This is a genomic window from Aeromonas sp. FDAARGOS 1403, from assembly GCF_019047325.1.
In the GTDB taxonomy this organism is placed as follows: Bacteria; Pseudomonadota; Gammaproteobacteria; order Enterobacterales; family Aeromonadaceae; genus Aeromonas; species Aeromonas dhakensis.
Genome location: NZ_CP077249.1, coordinates 3,493,787 through 3,510,293 on the forward strand (window position 1 = coordinate 3,493,787; position 16,507 = coordinate 3,510,293).

At 62.2% G+C, this 16,507-nt stretch carries 21 protein-coding genes and 1 pseudogene; 14 read left to right on the forward strand and 8 right to left on the reverse strand.

All coding sequences use genetic code 11. The features are described from left to right. Positions 1-173: 173 nt before the first annotated feature. Complete coding sequence (locus I6L33_RS16290) at positions 174-782, reverse strand: 2OG-Fe(II) oxygenase (protein ID WP_162518857.1); 609 nt, start codon at positions 780-782, stop codon at positions 174-176. A 265-nt stretch (positions 783-1,047) separates the two neighbouring features. On the opposite strand from I6L33_RS16290, the gene I6L33_RS16295 reads away from it, so the two are divergent. Together I6L33_RS16295 and I6L33_RS16300 are read left to right on the forward strand one after the other, a co-directional pair. Next, complete coding sequence (locus I6L33_RS16295; RefSeq protein WP_010634097.1) at positions 1,048-1,524, forward strand: glutathione peroxidase; 477 nt, start codon at positions 1,048-1,050, stop codon at positions 1,522-1,524. Positions 1,525-1,684: 160 nt separating this feature from the next. Next, on the forward strand, positions 1,685-3,070 hold the full coding sequence (locus I6L33_RS16300; protein ID WP_216972925.1) for a DEAD/DEAH box helicase: 1,386 nt from the start codon (positions 1,685-1,687) through the stop codon (positions 3,068-3,070). A gap of 51 nt (positions 3,071-3,121) precedes the next feature. Here I6L33_RS16300 and I6L33_RS16305 read toward each other — a convergent pair whose 3' ends face one another. The 3 genes from I6L33_RS16305 to I6L33_RS16315 all read right to left on the reverse strand — a co-directional run bounded on the left by I6L33_RS16305 (position 3,122) and on the right by I6L33_RS16315 (position 5,025). After that, complete coding sequence (locus tag I6L33_RS16305) at positions 3,122-3,586, reverse strand: GNAT family N-acetyltransferase (protein WP_216972926.1); 465 nt, start codon at positions 3,584-3,586, stop codon at positions 3,122-3,124. A 7-nt stretch (positions 3,587-3,593) separates the two neighbouring features. Beyond that, positions 3,594-4,085: a GNAT family N-acetyltransferase gene (locus tag I6L33_RS16310; protein ID WP_216972927.1), complete on the reverse strand. Its 492-nt coding sequence runs from the start codon at positions 4,083-4,085 to the stop codon at positions 3,594-3,596. A 94-nt stretch (positions 4,086-4,179) separates the two neighbouring features. After that, a complete protein-coding gene (locus I6L33_RS16315) occupies positions 4,180-5,025 on the reverse strand; it encodes a DUF5718 family protein (RefSeq protein ID WP_099358275.1) in 846 nt (281 codons plus the stop codon). Positions 5,026-5,381: 356 nt separating this feature from the next. Between I6L33_RS16315 and I6L33_RS16320 the strand changes: the two genes are divergently transcribed. The 6 genes from I6L33_RS16320 (at position 5,382) to I6L33_RS16345 (ending at position 9,409) form a co-directional block, all read left to right on the forward strand. Beyond that, positions 5,382-5,933 (forward strand): class IV adenylate cyclase, encoded by a 552-nt coding sequence (locus I6L33_RS16320; RefSeq protein ID WP_216972928.1) that lies wholly within the window; start codon positions 5,382-5,384, stop codon positions 5,931-5,933. Between the two features lie 71 nt (positions 5,934-6,004). Next, positions 6,005-6,517 carry a DUF4823 domain-containing protein gene (locus I6L33_RS16325; RefSeq protein ID WP_124250985.1) on the forward strand — a complete coding sequence of 171 codons (513 nt, stop codon included), beginning with the start codon at positions 6,005-6,007 and terminating at the stop codon, positions 6,515-6,517. Between the two features lie 20 nt (positions 6,518-6,537). Continuing rightward, on the forward strand, positions 6,538-6,930 hold the full coding sequence (locus I6L33_RS16330) for an NUDIX domain-containing protein (protein ID WP_216972929.1): 393 nt from the start codon (positions 6,538-6,540) through the stop codon (positions 6,928-6,930). A gap of 168 nt (positions 6,931-7,098) precedes the next feature. Beyond that, positions 7,099-7,605 (forward strand): GNAT family N-acetyltransferase, encoded by a 507-nt coding sequence (locus I6L33_RS16335; RefSeq protein WP_216972930.1) that lies wholly within the window; start codon positions 7,099-7,101, stop codon positions 7,603-7,605. A 238-nt stretch (positions 7,606-7,843) separates the two neighbouring features. After that, positions 7,844-8,962: a glycerol dehydrogenase gene (locus I6L33_RS16340; protein ID WP_216972931.1), complete on the forward strand. Its 1,119-nt coding sequence runs from the start codon at positions 7,844-7,846 to the stop codon at positions 8,960-8,962. Positions 8,963-9,076: 114 nt separating this feature from the next. After that, on the forward strand, positions 9,077-9,409 hold the full coding sequence (locus I6L33_RS16345; RefSeq protein WP_005300439.1) for an antibiotic biosynthesis monooxygenase: 333 nt from the start codon (positions 9,077-9,079) through the stop codon (positions 9,407-9,409). A 175-nt stretch (positions 9,410-9,584) separates the two neighbouring features. On the opposite strand, the gene pdxY is transcribed toward I6L33_RS16345, so the two are convergent. Further along, a complete protein-coding gene (gene pdxY / locus I6L33_RS16350) occupies positions 9,585-10,448 on the reverse strand; it encodes a pyridoxal kinase PdxY (protein ID WP_201891589.1) in 864 nt (287 codons plus the stop codon). Positions 10,449-10,624: 176 nt separating this feature from the next. On the opposite strand from pdxY, the gene I6L33_RS16355 reads away from it, so the two are divergent. Beyond that, the gene (locus I6L33_RS16355; RefSeq protein ID WP_216972932.1) at positions 10,625-10,996 is read left to right on the forward strand and encodes a hypothetical protein; all 372 of its coding nucleotides are present in this window, start codon (positions 10,625-10,627) and stop codon (positions 10,994-10,996) included. 54 nt (positions 10,997-11,050) lie between these two features. Here the strand turns inward: I6L33_RS16355 and I6L33_RS16360 are convergent, their stop codons facing one another. Then, positions 11,051-11,806 (reverse strand): DUF429 domain-containing protein, encoded by a 756-nt coding sequence (locus I6L33_RS16360; RefSeq protein WP_216972933.1) that lies wholly within the window; start codon positions 11,804-11,806, stop codon positions 11,051-11,053. Between the two features lie 78 nt (positions 11,807-11,884). Further along, entirely contained in the window at positions 11,885-12,448 is a 564-nt protein-coding gene (locus I6L33_RS16365) for a phaC PHA synthase (RefSeq protein WP_216972934.1), read from the reverse strand. A gap of 315 nt (positions 12,449-12,763) precedes the next feature. Between I6L33_RS16365 and I6L33_RS16370 the strand changes: the two genes are divergently transcribed. The 5 genes and pseudogenes from I6L33_RS16370 to I6L33_RS16390 form a co-directional block, all read left to right on the forward strand. Continuing rightward, positions 12,764-13,114 (forward strand): phasin family protein, encoded by a 351-nt coding sequence (locus tag I6L33_RS16370; protein ID WP_005300428.1) that lies wholly within the window; start codon positions 12,764-12,766, stop codon positions 13,112-13,114. Between the two features lie 93 nt (positions 13,115-13,207). Continuing rightward, the gene (locus tag I6L33_RS16375; RefSeq protein ID WP_216972935.1) at positions 13,208-14,992 is read left to right on the forward strand and encodes a class I poly(R)-hydroxyalkanoic acid synthase; all 1,785 of its coding nucleotides are present in this window, start codon (positions 13,208-13,210) and stop codon (positions 14,990-14,992) included. Then, a complete protein-coding gene (locus I6L33_RS16380) occupies positions 14,989-15,393 on the forward strand; it encodes a MaoC family dehydratase (protein ID WP_216972936.1) in 405 nt (134 codons plus the stop codon). The genes I6L33_RS16375 and I6L33_RS16380 overlap by 4 nt, the downstream gene beginning before the upstream one ends. 188 nt (positions 15,394-15,581) lie before the next feature. After that, positions 15,582-15,815, forward strand: coding sequence for a ribosome-associated protein YbcJ (gene ybcJ / locus I6L33_RS16385; RefSeq protein ID WP_216972937.1), 234 nt, complete (start codon positions 15,582-15,584; stop codon positions 15,813-15,815). Positions 15,816-15,851: 36 nt separating this feature from the next. Beyond that, positions 15,852-15,926, forward strand: a pseudogene (locus I6L33_RS16390) (ribosome-associated protein); the annotation flags it as partial. A 45-nt stretch (positions 15,927-15,971) separates the two neighbouring features. Here the strand turns inward: I6L33_RS16390 and I6L33_RS16395 are convergent. Continuing rightward, positions 15,972-16,445, reverse strand: a complete 474-nt coding sequence (locus I6L33_RS16395) for a DUF4442 domain-containing protein (protein WP_005300417.1) — start codon at positions 16,443-16,445, stop codon at positions 15,972-15,974. Positions 16,446-16,507: the final 62 nt, after the last annotated feature.

Genomic DNA, 16,507 nt, shown 5'->3' on the forward strand with positions numbered 1-16,507 from the left:
TTCGCCATCACCATTTAAAACCCAACCGCATTAAAACCGGACGAAGCCAGATACGAAGATAAGTGCGGGCCAGTGTAGCAAGGGAGATCGAGCCTTGTCAGCCGATGGGCGCCCCATCCGCCGACAAGAGCCATAAAAATTCCCGCCTGTGTCAGAAATTGGATGAAAAGAGCTCAGCGCGGCGGATCGAGCCGGCCATTGCCGCTGCCGTTGACCCGAAACCAGCCGGCGATGCTGTAGCGCTCCTGGTTGGCGGGCAGCACCTCGTGGGGGAACTCTTCGGATAAAAACAGCACCAGTCGCCCGCCCCGTGGGGAGACGTCCATCAGAAACTGCTCGTCGTCACCGTACATGCGCAGCACCCCGCCCGCCTCTGGCTGCCAGTCGTTGTTCAAGTAAAACACCGAGGTGAGGCGGCGGTTGGAGCGCCCGGCGAAAGCGTCGCGATGGGTGGCATAGAAGTCACCGCTGCGGTAGCGGGCAAAGTGGGCCTCGTAGTCGAACAACCCGAGCATCAGCATCCGGTTGGCGGCCAGCCGCAGCGCCTCCATCCGGGCCATGTAGTCGGCCACCGGCGCGCCGAGGGAAGCGTCGAGCCAGTGGATCTGATCCCGGCGAATGTCGCGGTTGTCCTGATGCAGGGTATCGCGGCCGATCCCCGCCGGTCGCCACTCGTCCGGCAGACAGGCCCTGAGGGCATCCACCTCGGCGGCGGTTAAAAAATCATCCACTATCACCCATCCCCGGGTGTATATGGCGTCCATGACGGCTTGATAGTCCAAGATTGACTCGCAACAAGTGGAAAGAGGGCGCTTTTTAGCGACTTCCCGGCCAAGACACAAACCGGTTTGCTTCTCTTGAGAAGTCCCACCATCAATACGCCATCCGGGCCGCCAAGACCCCCATTATCTCGACCCGATCGCCACTCTGTGATCCGGCGCACTCAATCTGCTCCCAGCAAGGGAACACTCCGGCTTGCTCCCCGCCGTCGCCCCCGTTAACGTGGTGCAATGTGCCCTGAATGGGCCCCACTCAAAGGAGTCTTTCATGTCTTTGCCCGAACTCACCCTGCAACGCCTCGACGGCAGTGAACTGCCGCTCGCCTCCCTCGCGGGCCAGGTCATTCTGGTGGTCAACGTGGCCAGCCGCTGCGGCTTTACCCCTCAATACACGGGACTGGAGGCACTCTATCGGGAGCTGGGACCCGAGGGACTGGTCATCCTGGGCTTCCCCTGCGATCAGTTCGGCCACCAGGAGCCGGGCGATGCCGAGGAGATCGCCCGTTTCTGCTCCCTCGACTATCCGGTCAGCTTCCCCATCATGGCCAAGTGCGAAGTCAACGGCGAACAGGCCCACCCCTTCTATCAGTGGCTCAAGAAGGAGAAGCCGGGTCTGCTGGGGCTGGAGAACGTCAAGTGGAACTTCACCAAGTTCCTGATCGACCGGGATGGCCAGGTGGTGGACCGCTTTGCCCCCACCACCAAACCGGAAAACCTGGTCGCCCCCATCCGCGATCTGCTCTGATTGCCTGAACCTGCCTAATTGAGCGGCCGGTGCGACAGCTACTGCGCAGCGGCCGCGCTTTTGCTATATTACGCCCCCGTTATCACTTTCATCCCGTGGCCGGCCCCGTGCGCCGGTCACCCGCTGAGCCCAAGGCTCACCAGAGGAGTCTCTCTCGAACATGTCATTCAACGAACTGGGTCTGTCCCCGCACATCCTGCGGGCCGTCAAGGAGCTGGGTTACGAACAGCCAACCCCCATCCAGCAGCAAGCCATCCCCGCCATTCTGGCCGGGCAGGACGTGCTCGGCGGCGCCCAGACAGGCACAGGCAAGACGGCCGGCTTCACCCTGCCCATGCTGCAGCGGCTGCTGGCCAACCATGGCCGCGGCCGTCGTCAGGTGCGCGCCCTGGTGCTCACCCCGACCCGCGAGCTGGCCGCCCAGGTGGGCGAGAGCATCATCAAATATGCCCACCACCTGCCGTTTCGCACCCTGATCGCCTACGGCGGTGTCAGCATCAAACCCAATCTGGACGCCATCAAGCTCGGCATCGACATCCTGGTGGCCACCCCGGGCCGCTTGCTGGATCTGCTGACCCAGGGGGCGCTGACCCTGTCCGAGCTGGAAGTGCTGGTGCTGGATGAGGCGGATCGCATGCTCGACATGGGCTTCATCCACGACATCCGCCGCATCATGAAAGCCCTGCCCGCCGAGCGGCAGACCCTGCTCTTCTCCGCCACCTTCTCGGACGACATCAAGGCGCTGGCGGACGATCTGCTGAACGACCCGACCCTGATCGAGGTCGACCCCAGCAACACCGCCGCCGAACAGGTGACCCAGCGCATCATCCAGGTCGACCGGGAACGGCGCCGCGAGCTGCTCTCCCACATGATTGGCCGCGGCAACTGGCAGCGGGTACTGGTGTTCGTACGCACCAAGCAGATTGCCGACAGGCTCGCCCAGCAGATGCAAAAGGATGGCCTGGATACCGTCGCCATTCACGGCGACAAGAGCCAGGGTGCCCGCAACCGTGCGCTGGCGGATTTTCGCGAGGGTAAGGTACGGGTGCTGGTGGCGACCGACATCGCCGCCCGGGGTCTGGACATCGATCAGTTGCCCCACGTGATCAACTTCGAGCTGCCCCAGATGGCGGAGGATTACATCCACCGCATCGGCCGCACCGGCCGCGCCGGTCGTGGCGGCGAGGCCATCTCGCTGGTGAGCCAGGACGAGCTGGGTCAGCTCAAGGCCATCGAGGCGCTGATCGGCCAATCCCTCTCCGTCGAGATCCTGGACGGCTATGAGCCCAGCGGCAAACCGAGCCGGCAGACCCTGCCCGGCAGCAAACCGGTACAAAATCCGCCGCGCGCCCGTGGTGCCGCCAATGCCAAGGGCGGCAACGGCAAATCCGCTGCAGGCAAGAGCAAGGCAAAGAGCGATGGCGGCAAGAAGCCCGCCCCGGCGCGCAAGCGGGAAGTGGTGGGCGAGGATATCGGCTTTGCCCCCATGCGCCGCCTGCCGAAGGCCCAGCGCGACGACTATCAGGACAACTCCAACGAGGAGTAACAGGCCGTCCTGAACCCGTCATAACAAAAAACCGCCCGAGGGCGGTTTTTTTCATGATGGCGTCACTGGCCTGTCAGTACCGGCTGTCGCAATGGACATGTGCAGCAACGGATATGGCCTGCCCTGCCCGTCCAGCGCCGAGCGGCCCACCACCTCGAAGCCCAGATGGCGATAGAAGCCGAGCGCCGGTTCATTTTGCTCATTGACGTCCACCCGGGTCGCCCCCAGCCGGGCGATGGCATCGGCCACCAGCAGGCGACCCACCCCGCCCCCGCGCAGGGCGGGGTCGATGAATAGCATCTCGATATTGCCCTCCTGTACCCCACAAAAGCCGGCGATCCCCTGCTCGCTGCGGGCGCAGGTGAGGGCCACTGCGTCAAAGTAGTGTGCCAGGATGAGCTCGCGCAGAGGGGCTATCTCCTCCTCCGGCAAAAAGTGGTGAGTGGCGCGCACCGACGCCTCCCACAGCGCGATCAGGGCCTGATAATCCCCACGCGATGCCTGCTCCAGTCTCATATCGTGCTCACTCAATCGCTTGATTGTTCGGGGCCTGTCCGGTCGTTGCCATGGCGTCGATCTGCTTGAGGACAAACCCCTTCTCGATGCCGGCCTTGAAGCCCAGCTTTTCATAGAGACGGTGGGCTTCATCGCGCCCCTCCCTCGACAGCAGCATCACCTTGTAGCAATCCTGCTGCCAGGCCAGTTCAAGCGCATGGGTCAGCAACTGCCGGCTGATGCCCCGGCGCCGAAACGCAGAGGCCGTCACCACGTGCTCTATGATGCCAAACGGCCGGCCACCGTTGGTCAGGGTCGCGACCACGCCAAGCTGGCAGGTGGCCGCCAGCTGGCCATCCACCTCCGCCACCAGCAGGTGAAGGTGCGGCTGAATCAGCAGGGCCGTCAGTGCCGTGCGGGCAGCATCCGGTGCAAGCGCGGGGTCATGGGGGCGCAACTCCCGATAGAGTGCCAGCAGGCCGGCCATATCCTGCAGGGTACAGCGCCTTATGAGCGTCATCCTTCCTTCTCCTTGAACCATGGCGACACGTCGTCACCCTGGACGAGGGTCGCAAACCTCGGGGGCACCATCCCTGCAAATCGGCAAACGCGCCTCAGCGGGTCTTGACCGCCTGCAGCAGCACCGACATGTCAGGCTCGAAGCGGCGAGCCCTGATGGCCTCTCGGATCGCCGCCTCGTCGTAGCGGCTGGCCGGATAGAGCAGCACGCAGGCGGTGTCGCCGGGCTTGAGGAAGTGGGTCTCGCCAAACGGGGTATAGCGGGTGGCCCCGATGCTGATGAGGGCATGGGCCGGGCGCCCGGCCTGGGCCAGCAGCCCCTGGATGTGCTCGGCCGGCCCCTCGTCCTGCTGATGGTTGAACTTGTCGATGGCCCACGTCAGCAGCTGGCCGTGGAAGTAGCTGTAGTCCACCGCTGCGCTGTCGACCCCGTAGGTGTGCAGCTCGCCGTCCCGCTCCAGATAGCAGGCGATGCGGTAGTCATCGAGCTCGCAGCCGGCGGCGAAATGGGACAGGGGCAGCAACGCGGGGGCCAGCCCCTTGCTCTCTTCACCCCAGTTCTTCTTCTCGCTGATTTTTTTGGCGTTGGGACGGCGGATGGAGCAGTCGTTGTAGGCACCAAAGGCGCGCGGATGGATGGCCACCACCTGCTCCCCCGCGTACTCCAGCTCGCACCAGAGCGCCACTTCCGGCTCTATCTGCACTTTCTCATCGCCGCTCACCGCCGCTTCCGGCAAGAAGATGGCATCGCCGCTCAAGGGGAAGACGCCGAGCTGGCCGGGGTGGCCCGGCACGTAGAAGGGGAACAGCGCCTTGGGGGCGCTGGTGTCACGCACCACCACCGCCACGAAATCCGAGGCCTCGCCGGCCTGCTCCAGATGACCGGCGAAATTGCCCGCCACCCCGAGTCCGATAAACTTGCTCTCTGCTGTCACTTGCATCTTCTCACCTGCATCTTGCCAAAGCGAAGGCAGCGGCCCGGCACGGGGCGGCTGCCGCAAACGTGGCGAGGATTAAAACACAAGGGTCTGCCCTCGCCCAGCCTGCACGCCCCATCCTGTGCGCCAGCGCGAACTTTTGCCGGCCGCTCGGCGAGCTTGTGAACAACCGACATGACCGAACTCACTCGACCATGTGCGGCGCATGCCCTTGATCACGGCAACATGCGGCGCATTGATCAACCCTGCGCCCCGGAAACAGATCGTTTCCACATCCTGCTGCCTTGCCCCTTGGGGCGGCCCGCCAACTTTGTTAGGCTGCCCGCCATGCCAATCCGCACATTCAAGGATGCCTGTCGATGTCAGCACAGCACTTTCAGGGCCGCTTCGAGGTCGAGTTCAAATACAGGCTCGGCGATGTCGAGGCCTTCACCACGGCCCTCGCCGCACTCAATCCCGAGGTGATGCTGGAGCGCAACCAGAAGCAGGACACCTACTTCGACACGCCGGACCGCAGCCTGAACGCGGCGGGCAAGAGCCTGCTGATCCGCGCCATGCAGCCCTCCGGCATCCAGCTCTGGATCGTGAAGGGGCCCGAACCCGATCGCTGCGAGGCGGTCAACATCACCGACGCCGACAAGGCCATCAGCATGCTGCACACCCTGGGTTACCAGCCGATACTGACCCTTCGCAAAGTGCGCAGCATCTATTTCGTCGGCCCCTTTCACGTCACCCTGGATCACCTGGCGGGGCTCGGCGATTTTGCCGAGCTGGCCATCATGACCGATGACGAGGAGCGACTGGTGGAATATAGGCATGCCTTGGAAGCGTTGGCGTCAACACTGGGTTTGAAACTGCGTGAGCACCGCTCGTACAAAGAGTTATGTGAGCTTAATCAATCAGTCTGTTGATTAGATTTGATATAAAAATCATGCCATTACTCAAATCATCAAACTTATTCAATTAAACAAGGGAATGTATTTTGAAAAACTATGTTACTGCCCTCTTATCATTACTTGCTGTTGGCTGCAGCTCTACATATCAGCAATCAAATGTGCAAACAATGACCAGCAAGCTCGATCCCAGCCAGGGGGTACTTATTTCGCAGCCCCAAGATGGCTCATACGAAACGACGCAATATCAAAATTCGGGGCAAATGACTGCTCAGGCAATCTATGCGGCATTTTCCAAGAAAGCTCACAGAGTTGAAATTACCACCCGTTGCCACGGCGAACCTTGCCTGAACGATATTCAACCAACCCAATTCAGATATTACGTAAAACCCGTCATTTTACATTGGGAAGAGCGGGCAACCGAATGGTCAGGTAAGCCAGATGTAATTGAAATTCAATTAGTTATATACGACACCCTGAGCAAAAAGAGTATCGCCAACTCGTCGTTTAAAGGAAAAAGCAAATGGGCCACGTTTGGTGGTGATCACCCACAGGATCTGTTGCCTGAACCGACCGAGAAATACGTGAACAGTCTCTACTGATTGACTACTGGAATAGAACCATGATCGACAAACTCGCCTGGCTGACCTTCAAGGATCAGCAACTGCTCTGTGCCCGCTCCCACGGCAAACACATCTACTACATTCCCGGCGGCAAGCGCGAAGCGGGAGAGAGCGACGAGGCGGCGCTGATGCGCGAAATCGAGGAGGAGCTGGCCGTGGCCCTCAAGCCCGACACCCTGGCGTTTGCCTGTGAGTTCAGCGCCCAGGCCGACGGCAAGCCAGAGGGGGTCAACGTCAGGCTGCGCTCCTACACCGGCGAGGCTGACGGCACGCCCGTCGCCTCGGCGGAGATCGCCGAGCTGCGCTGGCTCGACAGCCGCCATCTGGCCGAGATCTCCCCGGTTTCCCGGCTGCTGTTTGCCTGGCTAGTCGAACAGAAGCTTATGCGCTAGGGGAAACTGCCCGGGTGGCGTGATCGGGCGCACCCGACGAATGGCAACGACTTGAAATTGGCGGCGGAAACGGCGAGTCTAGCCAGTCATCCTGCCGCCGGTTCTGTTGGTGGCAGGCGCCGCGGCAGACCGGGCCAGCGGCGTGAACTTCGTTGACAAGGACTCCTGATGGACATAGTTGAGGTTGATACCACCCAGGGCATCAAGCCTGCCCTCATCACTTTGCTGCAAGATAGCGTGGCCAGTGGCGCCTCGGTGGGCTTCCTGCCGCCGCTGACCGAAGAGCAGGGGCTCGTCTATTGGCAGGGCAGAGAGACGGAGCTGGCCGCGGGCAGCCGCCGGCTCTGGGTCGCTTTTGAGCAACACCAGCTGGTCGGTGCCCTCCAGCTTTCGCTGTGCACCAAGGCCAATGGCCGTCACCGCGCCGAGGTGGAAAAACTGATGGTGCACAGTCTCCACCGTGGCAAGGGGGTCGGCCGTGCCCTGATGGCCAGCATGGAGCAAGGGGCCAGAGAGGCCGGCCGTAGCCTGCTGGTGCTCGACACCCGGGTGGGCGATGCCGCCTCCCGCCTCTATCGCCAGCTGGGCTACCAGGAGGCGGGCCAGATCCCCGCCTTTGCCCGCAGTGCCGATGGCACCCTGGCGGCCACCCTCTTCTTCTACAAGCAGCTCTGAGGCTCGCACCACACCTCCACTGAACTGCCGCGCCCTCCCTATGGAGGGCGTGCAGTTTTTCCCTGCATTTTGCCCTTCAAAAACAATCAAATCGGTCAGATGGATTAATTCTGATCCGACTACAGCCCCATTTGAGCGCCATTTTTCCTTCACCTCACGCCAGGCGAGGCGTATGGTGTGGCAGAAAGACCCGTTTGCATACCAATCGGGTACCGCTCACTGCCTTGAGGAATACTGCATGTCTATCCTGCCTCGTACCGTCACCTCCCCCAAAAAGTTCATCATCGGCCACGATCTACTGCCCCAACTCCATGATCACGTAAAAGATTTCGGCGACAACGCCCTGCTTGTCAGCGACGAATTCATTCTGGAGCGAGTGCGGGAAGAGGCGCTGGCCGGCCTGCTGCAGGCAGGTCTGAAGGGAGCGGTCGAGAAGTTCAACTACGAATGTACCGACATCGAGATCCGCCGCCTGTGCGATCTTGCCGAACAGCAGGGGGCCAACATCATCGTCGGCATCGGTGGCGGCAAGACCCTGGACGTCGCCAAGGCGGTGGCCTTCTATCTACGCCGCCCGGTGGTGCTGTTTCCCACCATCGCCTCCACCGATGCCCCCTGCACCGCCCTCGCGGTGATCTACAACCCGGCCGGCGAGTTCGAACGCTATCTGTTCCTGCCCCAGAACCCGGACGTGGTGATCGCCGATACCGCCATCATAGCGGCCGCCCCCGCCCGCTTCTTCGCCGCCGGCGTGGGCGATGCGCTGGCCACCTATTTCGAGGCCCGCGCCTGTTACCGGGCCGACGGCATCAATCTGGTGGGCAAGCGCCCCTCCCGCACCGGCCTCGGGCTGGCCCGGCTCTGCTATGAACTGCTGGGGGAGAACATCGAGCTGGCGATGGACGCGGTGCGCCATCACGTCACCACCCCGGCGCTGGAGCAGACCATCGAGGCCACCATCTATCTGAGTGGCGTAGGTGCCGAGGCGGGCGGCCTGGCGGCGGCCCATGCGGTCAACAACGGCATGTCGGTGGTGCCAGATCTGCACCGAGCCCAGCATGGTGAGAAAGTGGTGTTCGGCCTGCTCACCCAGCTGGTGCTCGAGCGCGCCCCCCAGGCCGAGCTCGACGAGGTGATGCGCATCATCCAGCTGGCCGGCCTGCCCATGACCCTGCAGGAGATGGGACTGAGCCAGTTCGTGGAGAGCGAGTGGCGCCAGGTGGCCAAGCTTGCCTGCGATCCTCTCGACACCATGGGCAACATGCCGATGAGCGTCAGCGAGCAGGATGTCTACCACGCCATGATCGCGGCCAATGCCATGGCCGAGCGCTACCGGGCCCGTCACCCACGCACCTGATCTGCACACAAGCAAAGCCGTGATCAAACCGACAAGACCGGCCCTGTGGCCGGTCTTGTCATTCCCCGTCCGACCTGCTGCAATGGCCCTTTCCCCTTGGGACAAGGAGTCACCATGATATTGGAAGTCGCCCATCTGCAGGTCATCCCCGGTCAGGCTGCCGCCTTCGAGCTGGCATTTTCCCAGGCCCAACGGATCATCAGCACCATGCCGGGCTATGGCGGACACCAGCTCCAGCGCTCGCTGACCGATCCCCACCGCTATCTGCTGCTGGTCAACTGGCAGCGCCTCGAAGATCACACCCAGGGTTTTCGCGGCTCACCCCAGTACCAGCAGTGGAAGGCCCTGCTCCATCACTTCTACGATCCCTTCCCCACGGTCGAGCACTACCGGCAAGTCACGCTGGATAATGAAGCGCTGCGGGAACAGGATAACGGCCTGACCTGAACCGGATGCCCAGTGTCAGGACCAAGAGGATGGCTGAGGCGGCATTGCCTCGTTCGGTGTGCAACCAGATAAGCGGCGCAGGGGTGTACTGTTAACTAAGAAATGAGAAAAGATGATCAGGGGGCCAAGCAGAACGTGGATCATCCGCGCCCAGACTTGGCCCCTGATGGGAAGATCAGGCCAGCCGCTCGGCCCGCGCCTTGATCTCGGGGGTGGCAAAGGCCTCCTGAGCCGCGATCAATTGCAGCTCATAGGCGTCGACCTGCCAGGTGTGCAGCAGTACCGTATCCACCGCCGCATTGGTGCGCTCGAACGCGCTGACGGCATCGTAACCCGCCTGCAGATTGGCCAGCATCAGCGCGCTGATAAGATCCCCCACGCCCACCGGCTGGCGAGCAAACTCGTAGAGCGGACGAGCAATCAGATAATCCCCCTCGGGGGTAGCCAGCAGCATCTCGAAGCGGCCCGGCTCGCGGGCGGCGCGTCCAAGATGCTTGACCAGCACCATCTTCACCCCGCGTGCCAGCAGACGATGGGCGGCGGCTCGGGTCTGCGCCAGATCCGTCAGATGGACGTCGCACAGGGTCTCCAGCTCCAGCAGATTGGGGGCCATGACATCGGCCACCGGCAGCGCCTTCTCGGTCAAAAAGCGGGTCACCCCAGGCGCGACGATGCACCCTTTCTCCGGGTGGCCCATCACGGGATCGCAAAAATAGATGGCGGCAGGGTTGGCGGCCTTGACCGCGGCCACCACCGTCAGGATCTCGTCCCCCTGCTCCGCCGAGCCGAGATAACCGCTCAGCACCGCATCGCAGTGTCCCAGCACCCCGATGTCCGAGAGCCCCATGCACAGGGCGCTGATATGCCCTGCAGGCATGGCCATCCCCTGCCAACCGGCCGCATATTGGGTATGGTTGGAGAACTGCACCGTGTTGATGGGCCATACCTCCATGCCGAGACGGCGCATGGGGAATACGGCAGCGCTGTTGCCGGCACAGCCGAACACTACGTGGGACTGGATAGAGAGAATGCGTTTCATCGACATCACCGCAGAGAAGAGTCAGGGGAAAGGCGCAATATATCGGATGAAGATATTGAACTTCCACCCTTGATCAGCACCAACTCTTATTTGGTCTACTAAAGCCTCGAGAAGACACTCGTTGTCACCCACATCCCTCCCCCTCTTTACTGCCATGCTAAAGCCCGAGACAGCGGATGCTACCGGTGTGGTTTGAAATGGTGATGAAATACTCTTGTTTGATGGCATATGAGCTTAATAAATCCGCTCTTTTTGTTGATCCGTGCGATGGCATGCGAACGGACAGATGGCCGGGTGCAGCCCTGGCCTCAACAAGGCAGCAAGGCTGCAAGGCTGCAAGGCAGCAAGGCAGCAAGGCAGCAAGGCAGCAAGGCAGCAAGGCAGCAAGGCAGCAAGGCAGCAAGGCAGCAAGGCAGCAAGGCAGCAAGGCAGCAAGGCAGCAAGGCAGCAAGGCAGCAAGGCAGCAAGGCAGCAAGGCAGCAAGGCAGCAAGGCAGCAAGGCAGCAAGGCAGCGTAGTGAAAGGAAGAAACTACGTCAGCGCAAGTGAGGAGTTCACGGCCGACCAAAGGCAGGACCGGGCTGGTCGGCCCGATCCGGTTCATCAGGGGCGAGCGAAGTGGTAGACCCAGCCCTCGTCCAAAGCCATCTCGGCGGGCGGCGCCACCAGTGCCGGCAACAGGGAGACACTCCCCTTGGCGGAGTATTGCAGCGCCATCAGGGCGCAGATGGCAGCATCGTAGCGATCGGTTCCCGCCGTTACATCGGCAGGCAGATGCTGCAGCAACTCGGCACGCACCGTCGATGCCTTGCCCCCCGTCTTGGCGAGGGCGGGATAGACCTCCAGCACGGCGCGATCGGCCTCAGCCTGCTGCTTGGGCACCAGTCGCAAGTCGGCCAACCTCGGCAGCATGGCCAGCGCCAGGGTTGCATTGTTGCCGAGCCTGTCGAAGGTGGCCGAGAGCGGCTTCTTGCCGTATTGCTCATGGAGCCAGCGTTCGCAGTCCCGGTAGGCATAAGGGTTGTCTATTTCGCGCTGGGGCACGGCGCACTCGGTCGCCCTCCCCGCCAGCAGCTCGCCAAAGGCACGAGGAAACGCCAGCGGCGCGTCGATCCCCAGCGCCAGCTGCGGGCAGGCCAGCACCTGCAGCAGGTGGATCTCGTCGTGCAGCGCCGGGCGCAGCAAGGCATCCAGATCCGGCGCAACCCTCGAGCTCAGCCGAAACAAGGGCGAGACCCCAAACCAGTGCAGCCGCTGTTCACGCGCCTGCCACCCCACCACGGCCACGGCCTGGGCACTGCCCTGCCAGCCTCTTACGTCCCAGCCGATGCCGATGGCATCCATGTGTTCCATTGTCATGCCAGTGTCACCTCTGCACGCTATCAATGCTGCACAGGGTAATGGCTGGCGCCCCTAAAGCAAGGCTGGCGGCGCGGCTTAGAAGGATTTCTTGAAATTGATCAGCGGCAAGATGGGGAAAACCCCGTTCTCGGCGTAGTTGGCGAGGCCGATCTGCAGACCGTCCAGATGCCTGGTGGCGTTGATGAAACCCAGCTGGAAGGTGGTGCGTTCGGCATAGTTGACGAAGCCGACGTTGGCCAGGGCGTTGCCCTTGGCGATGTTGACGGCCCCCCAGTTGAGACCCTGCACATTGTTGGTCAGGTTGACGAAGCCAAGGTTGACCCCCTTGTCCTGACCCTCGTGCCAGTTGAGTGCGTTGATCGCCACCCCGCCAAACTGGTGGCGTACCCGGCCGGCCCCGAAAAAGACACCAAGCTGCAGACCGGTGAATTGATCCACGTCGGAGAGGGCGAAAACGGGCAGATCGATCCCCTTCACCTGACCGGTGCGACCATAGAGAACAGAGGCTCTGGCCCCCTTGACCTGGTGAGACGCGGGCAGATTGACGCCGGGCAGGGAGAGCTGGACAGGGGTACTGGCGTGGGCAATGCCGCCAAGGGCCGCAGCCCCCAGGGCAAGCAGCAGGCGAGCAGGTTTCATCGATGCATTCCTCAAGACTCAGGGAGTGCATCAGCCTACCAGCCCTGTGGCCCGCTAACGAGGCCGAAGCGAGCTGGCTGCGTCACCCCTCGTCTGAATCCGGCCAATCAGACTGGACAGACCAGAGCCAATATTTCGCCAAAAATTAACATTTATATTATTTACATCAAGCCTCATTTGATAACACAATGCTTAAACGTACGTTTGAACAGAGCAAACGATACGCAACGACTTGAGGATGTAGTCGCACAGTTGTAACCCAACCCGGGCCATAGGCCCTTTTGCAATACCTTCTGCCAACCACGGAGACGCGCGATGAATATGGACGTAATCAAGACCTTTACCGAGCAGATGCAAGGCTTTGCTGCCCCCCTCACCCGTTACAACCAGCTGCTGGCCAGCAACATCGAACAGTTGACCCGGCTGCAGCTGGCCTCCGCCAACGCCTATGCCGAGCTGGGACTGAACCAGCTGCAGGCCGCCGGCAAGGTGCAGGATGCCCAGAGCCTGGCGGCCCTCGGCACCGTCCAGCTGGAGACCGCCAGCCAGCTCTCCCGCCAGATGCTGGACGACATCCAGAAACTCAACGCCCTCGGCCAGCAGTTCAAGGACGATCTGGACGCCCTGACTGCCGACGGCATCAAAAAGAGCACGGGCAAGGCCTGATATCCCCCTGGCTGCCCGCTGCGGGCAGCCACATCTCCCCATGCTCCGTCACGACAGGCTCGCCCTGCGCCGGGGATGGGTGAAGGAGAGAACATGAGCCAATCATCTTACGGCCCGCTGTTCGAGGCCCTGGCCCACTACAACGACAAGCTGTTGGACATGGCCAAGGCGCAGACCGAGCGTACCGCCCAGGCCCTGCTGCAGACCAATCTCGACGATCTCGGCCAGGTGCTGGAACAGGGCAGCCAGCAGCCCTGGCACCTGATCAATGCCCAGATGAACTGGTGGCAGGATCAGCTCAAACTAATGCAACACACCCTGCTCAAGAGCGCAGGCCAGCAGAGCGAGCCGGTCATTGCCCCGGAGCGCAGCGATCGCCGCTTCAAGGCCGACGCCTGGAGCGAGCAGCCCATTTATGACTACCTCAAGCAATCCTATCTGCTGACCGCCAGACACCTGCTGGACTCGGTGGATGCCCTCGAAGGGGTACCCCAGAAGAGCCGGGAGCGGCTGCGTTTCTTTACCCGCCAGTACATCAACGCCATGGCCCCCAGCAACTTTCTGGCTACCAATCCGGAGCTGCTCAAGCTCACCCTGGAGTCAGACGGCCAGAATCTGGTGCGCGGGCTGACCCTGCTGGCCGAAGATCTCGAGCGCAGCGCCGATCACCTCAACATCCGCCTGACCGACGAATCCGCCTTCGAGCTGGGTCGAGATCTTGCGCTGACACCGGGCCGGGTGGTGCAACGCACCGAGCTGTATGAGCTTATCCAGTACAGCCCGACCACGGAGACGGTGGCCAGAACGCCGGTGCTGATCGTGCCGCCCTTCATCAACAAGTACTACATCATGGACATGCGGCCCCAGAACTCCCTGGTGGCCTGGCTGGTTGCCCAGGGCCAGACGGTGTTCATGATCTCCTGGCGCAACCCGGGGCCGGCCCAGGCCGACATCGATCTCGACGACTACGTGGTGGACGGCGTCATCGCCGCGCTGGATGGCGTGGAGGCAGCCACCGGCGAGCGGGAAGTGCACGGCATCGGCTACTGTATCGGCGGTACCGCCCTCTCCTTGGCCATGGGCTGGCTGGCCGCCCGGCGCCAGAAGCAGCGGGTTCGCTCCGCCACCCTGTTCACCACTCTGCTCGACTTCTCCCAGCCGGGGGAGCTTGGCATCTTCATCCACGAGCCCATCATTGCGGCGCTGGAGGCCCAGAACGAGGCCAAAGGCATCATGGACGGGCGCCAGCTGGCGGTCTCTTTCAGCCTGCTGCGGGAGAACAGCCTCTACTGGAATTACTACATCGACAGCTACCTCAAGGGGCAGAGCCCGGTGGCGTTCGATCTGCTGCACTGGAACAGCGACAGCACCAACGTGGCGGGCAAGACCCACAACAGCCTGCTGCGCCGGCTCTATCTGGAGAATCAGCTGGTGAAGGGGGAGCTCAAGATCCGCCACACCCGTATCGATCTCGCCAAGGTGAAGACCCCGGTGCTGCTGGTGTCGGCCATGGACGATCACATCGCCCTCTGGCAGGGCACCTGGCAGGGCATGAACCTGTTCGGTGGCGAGCAGCGCTTCATCCTGGCCGAATCGGGTCACATCGCCGGCATCATCAATCCGCCGGATGCCAACAAGTACGGCTTCTGGCAGAACGACGCCGAAGCCGCCAGCCCCGAGGCGTGGCTCGCCGGTGCGACCCACACCCCGGGTTCCTGGTGGCCGCAGATGGCAGCCTTCATCCAGAGCCGGGAAGAGGATCCCGCCCCCATCCCCGCCCGCATCCCGAGCGAAGGGCTGGAGGCGGCGCCCGGTGGCTACGTCAAGGTACGGCTCAACCCGGTCTTTGTGCCGACACCCGAGGAGGAGCCCGCATGAGCACGCCCCCCTTCGAGGTGGGCCAGCAGGCCAGCCTGACCAAGCGGTTCGGGGCGGCAGAGGTCGCGGCCTTTGCCGGGCTGTCGGAGGATTTCAATCCGCTGCACCTGGATCCCGCCTTCGCCGCCACCACGCCGTTCGAGCGCCCCATCGTGCACGGCATGCTGCTGGCCAGCCTCTTTTCGGGGCTGCTGGGCCAGCAACTGCCGGGCAAGGGCACCGTCTATCTCGGTCAAAGCCTCGCCTTCAAACAACCGGTGTTTGTGGGGGATGAGGTGACAGCAGAGGTGGAGATCATCGCCCTGCGCAGCGACAAGCCCATCATCACCCTGGCCACCCGCATCCTGACGACAACCGGAGCCATCGCCGTCAGCGGGGAAGCCGTGGTGAAGTTTGGCTGAACGCGGTTTGCCCCATGATCTCAGTCAGCCCGGCCAGTGCCGGGCTGACTGCTATGGCGTGCGCCCCGAAAATAGTCTTGCAAGCCACTATTGCCCGCAGACAGCGCCCTTGCCCTTTCCTTGACGGCCCGAACTGCCTAGAATAATCGCCCTGCTGTTTCAGCCATTTATCCACGAGAGGATTTTCCATGGAGACGTTTCTGCTCGAAGGGCACCCCTTTATTGCCCTGTGTGACCTTATCAAACATCAGGGGTGGGCTGATTGTGGCGGTGCGGCCAAGGCGCTGATCGCCGACGGCCTGGTCGAGGTCAACGGTCAGGTGGAGACCCGCAAGCGCTGCAAGATAGTGGCCGGCCAGGTAGTCAACTTCAACGGCATGAAGGTGGTAGTGAAAGAAGGCGTCGGCCCGGAGATCCTCTGACCCCGCCGCTCTGCCACCCCAGCGCTACCCAGCACAGTGGCCGAGCCAGTGGTCAACTTCAACGGCATGAAGGTAGTGGTGAAAGAGGGCGTCAGCCCCGAGATCCTCTGACCTCGCTTGAATCTTGAATAAGGGCGCCGACGCGCCCTTTGGTATTCAGCTGGCCTTGATCGACAAGGTCAGCACGAAGCGCGCCATCGCCTCATCTCCGTTCAATGACGGACAGGTGGCCACCACCTGGATGGGGCGGTTGATGCGTTGACCACTTGCCAACGACTCGTCGATCATGGCGTCGATCTCCTCCCCTGCCGCACAGTCAAACTGCACATCCCCCTCGGGCCGTTTCAGAAACTCCCCCTGCACATCCTTGAAGGCGAAATGCACCTTCTTGCGCCGCTGCCGCCCCTTCTCCATCACCAGCAGACCACCCACCAGATCGGCGCCGGTGGCCAGCGCGCCAAAGTACATGCTGCCCAGGTGGTTGCGGGTGCGCCAGCCGAGCGGAATGCGGATGCGCAGCGCCTTGGCACTCATCTCTTCGATGACGGGGGCACAAAAACCGATGACGGGAATGTAGCGCCAGGCAAAGAGCCGCAGCGCCAGGTTGGCCTTCAAACGTTGCAAATCCATATGCGAACTGATCCGATGAGTTGGTGTAAACAACATGTTGCCAGCATGACCGCTGTTGAACA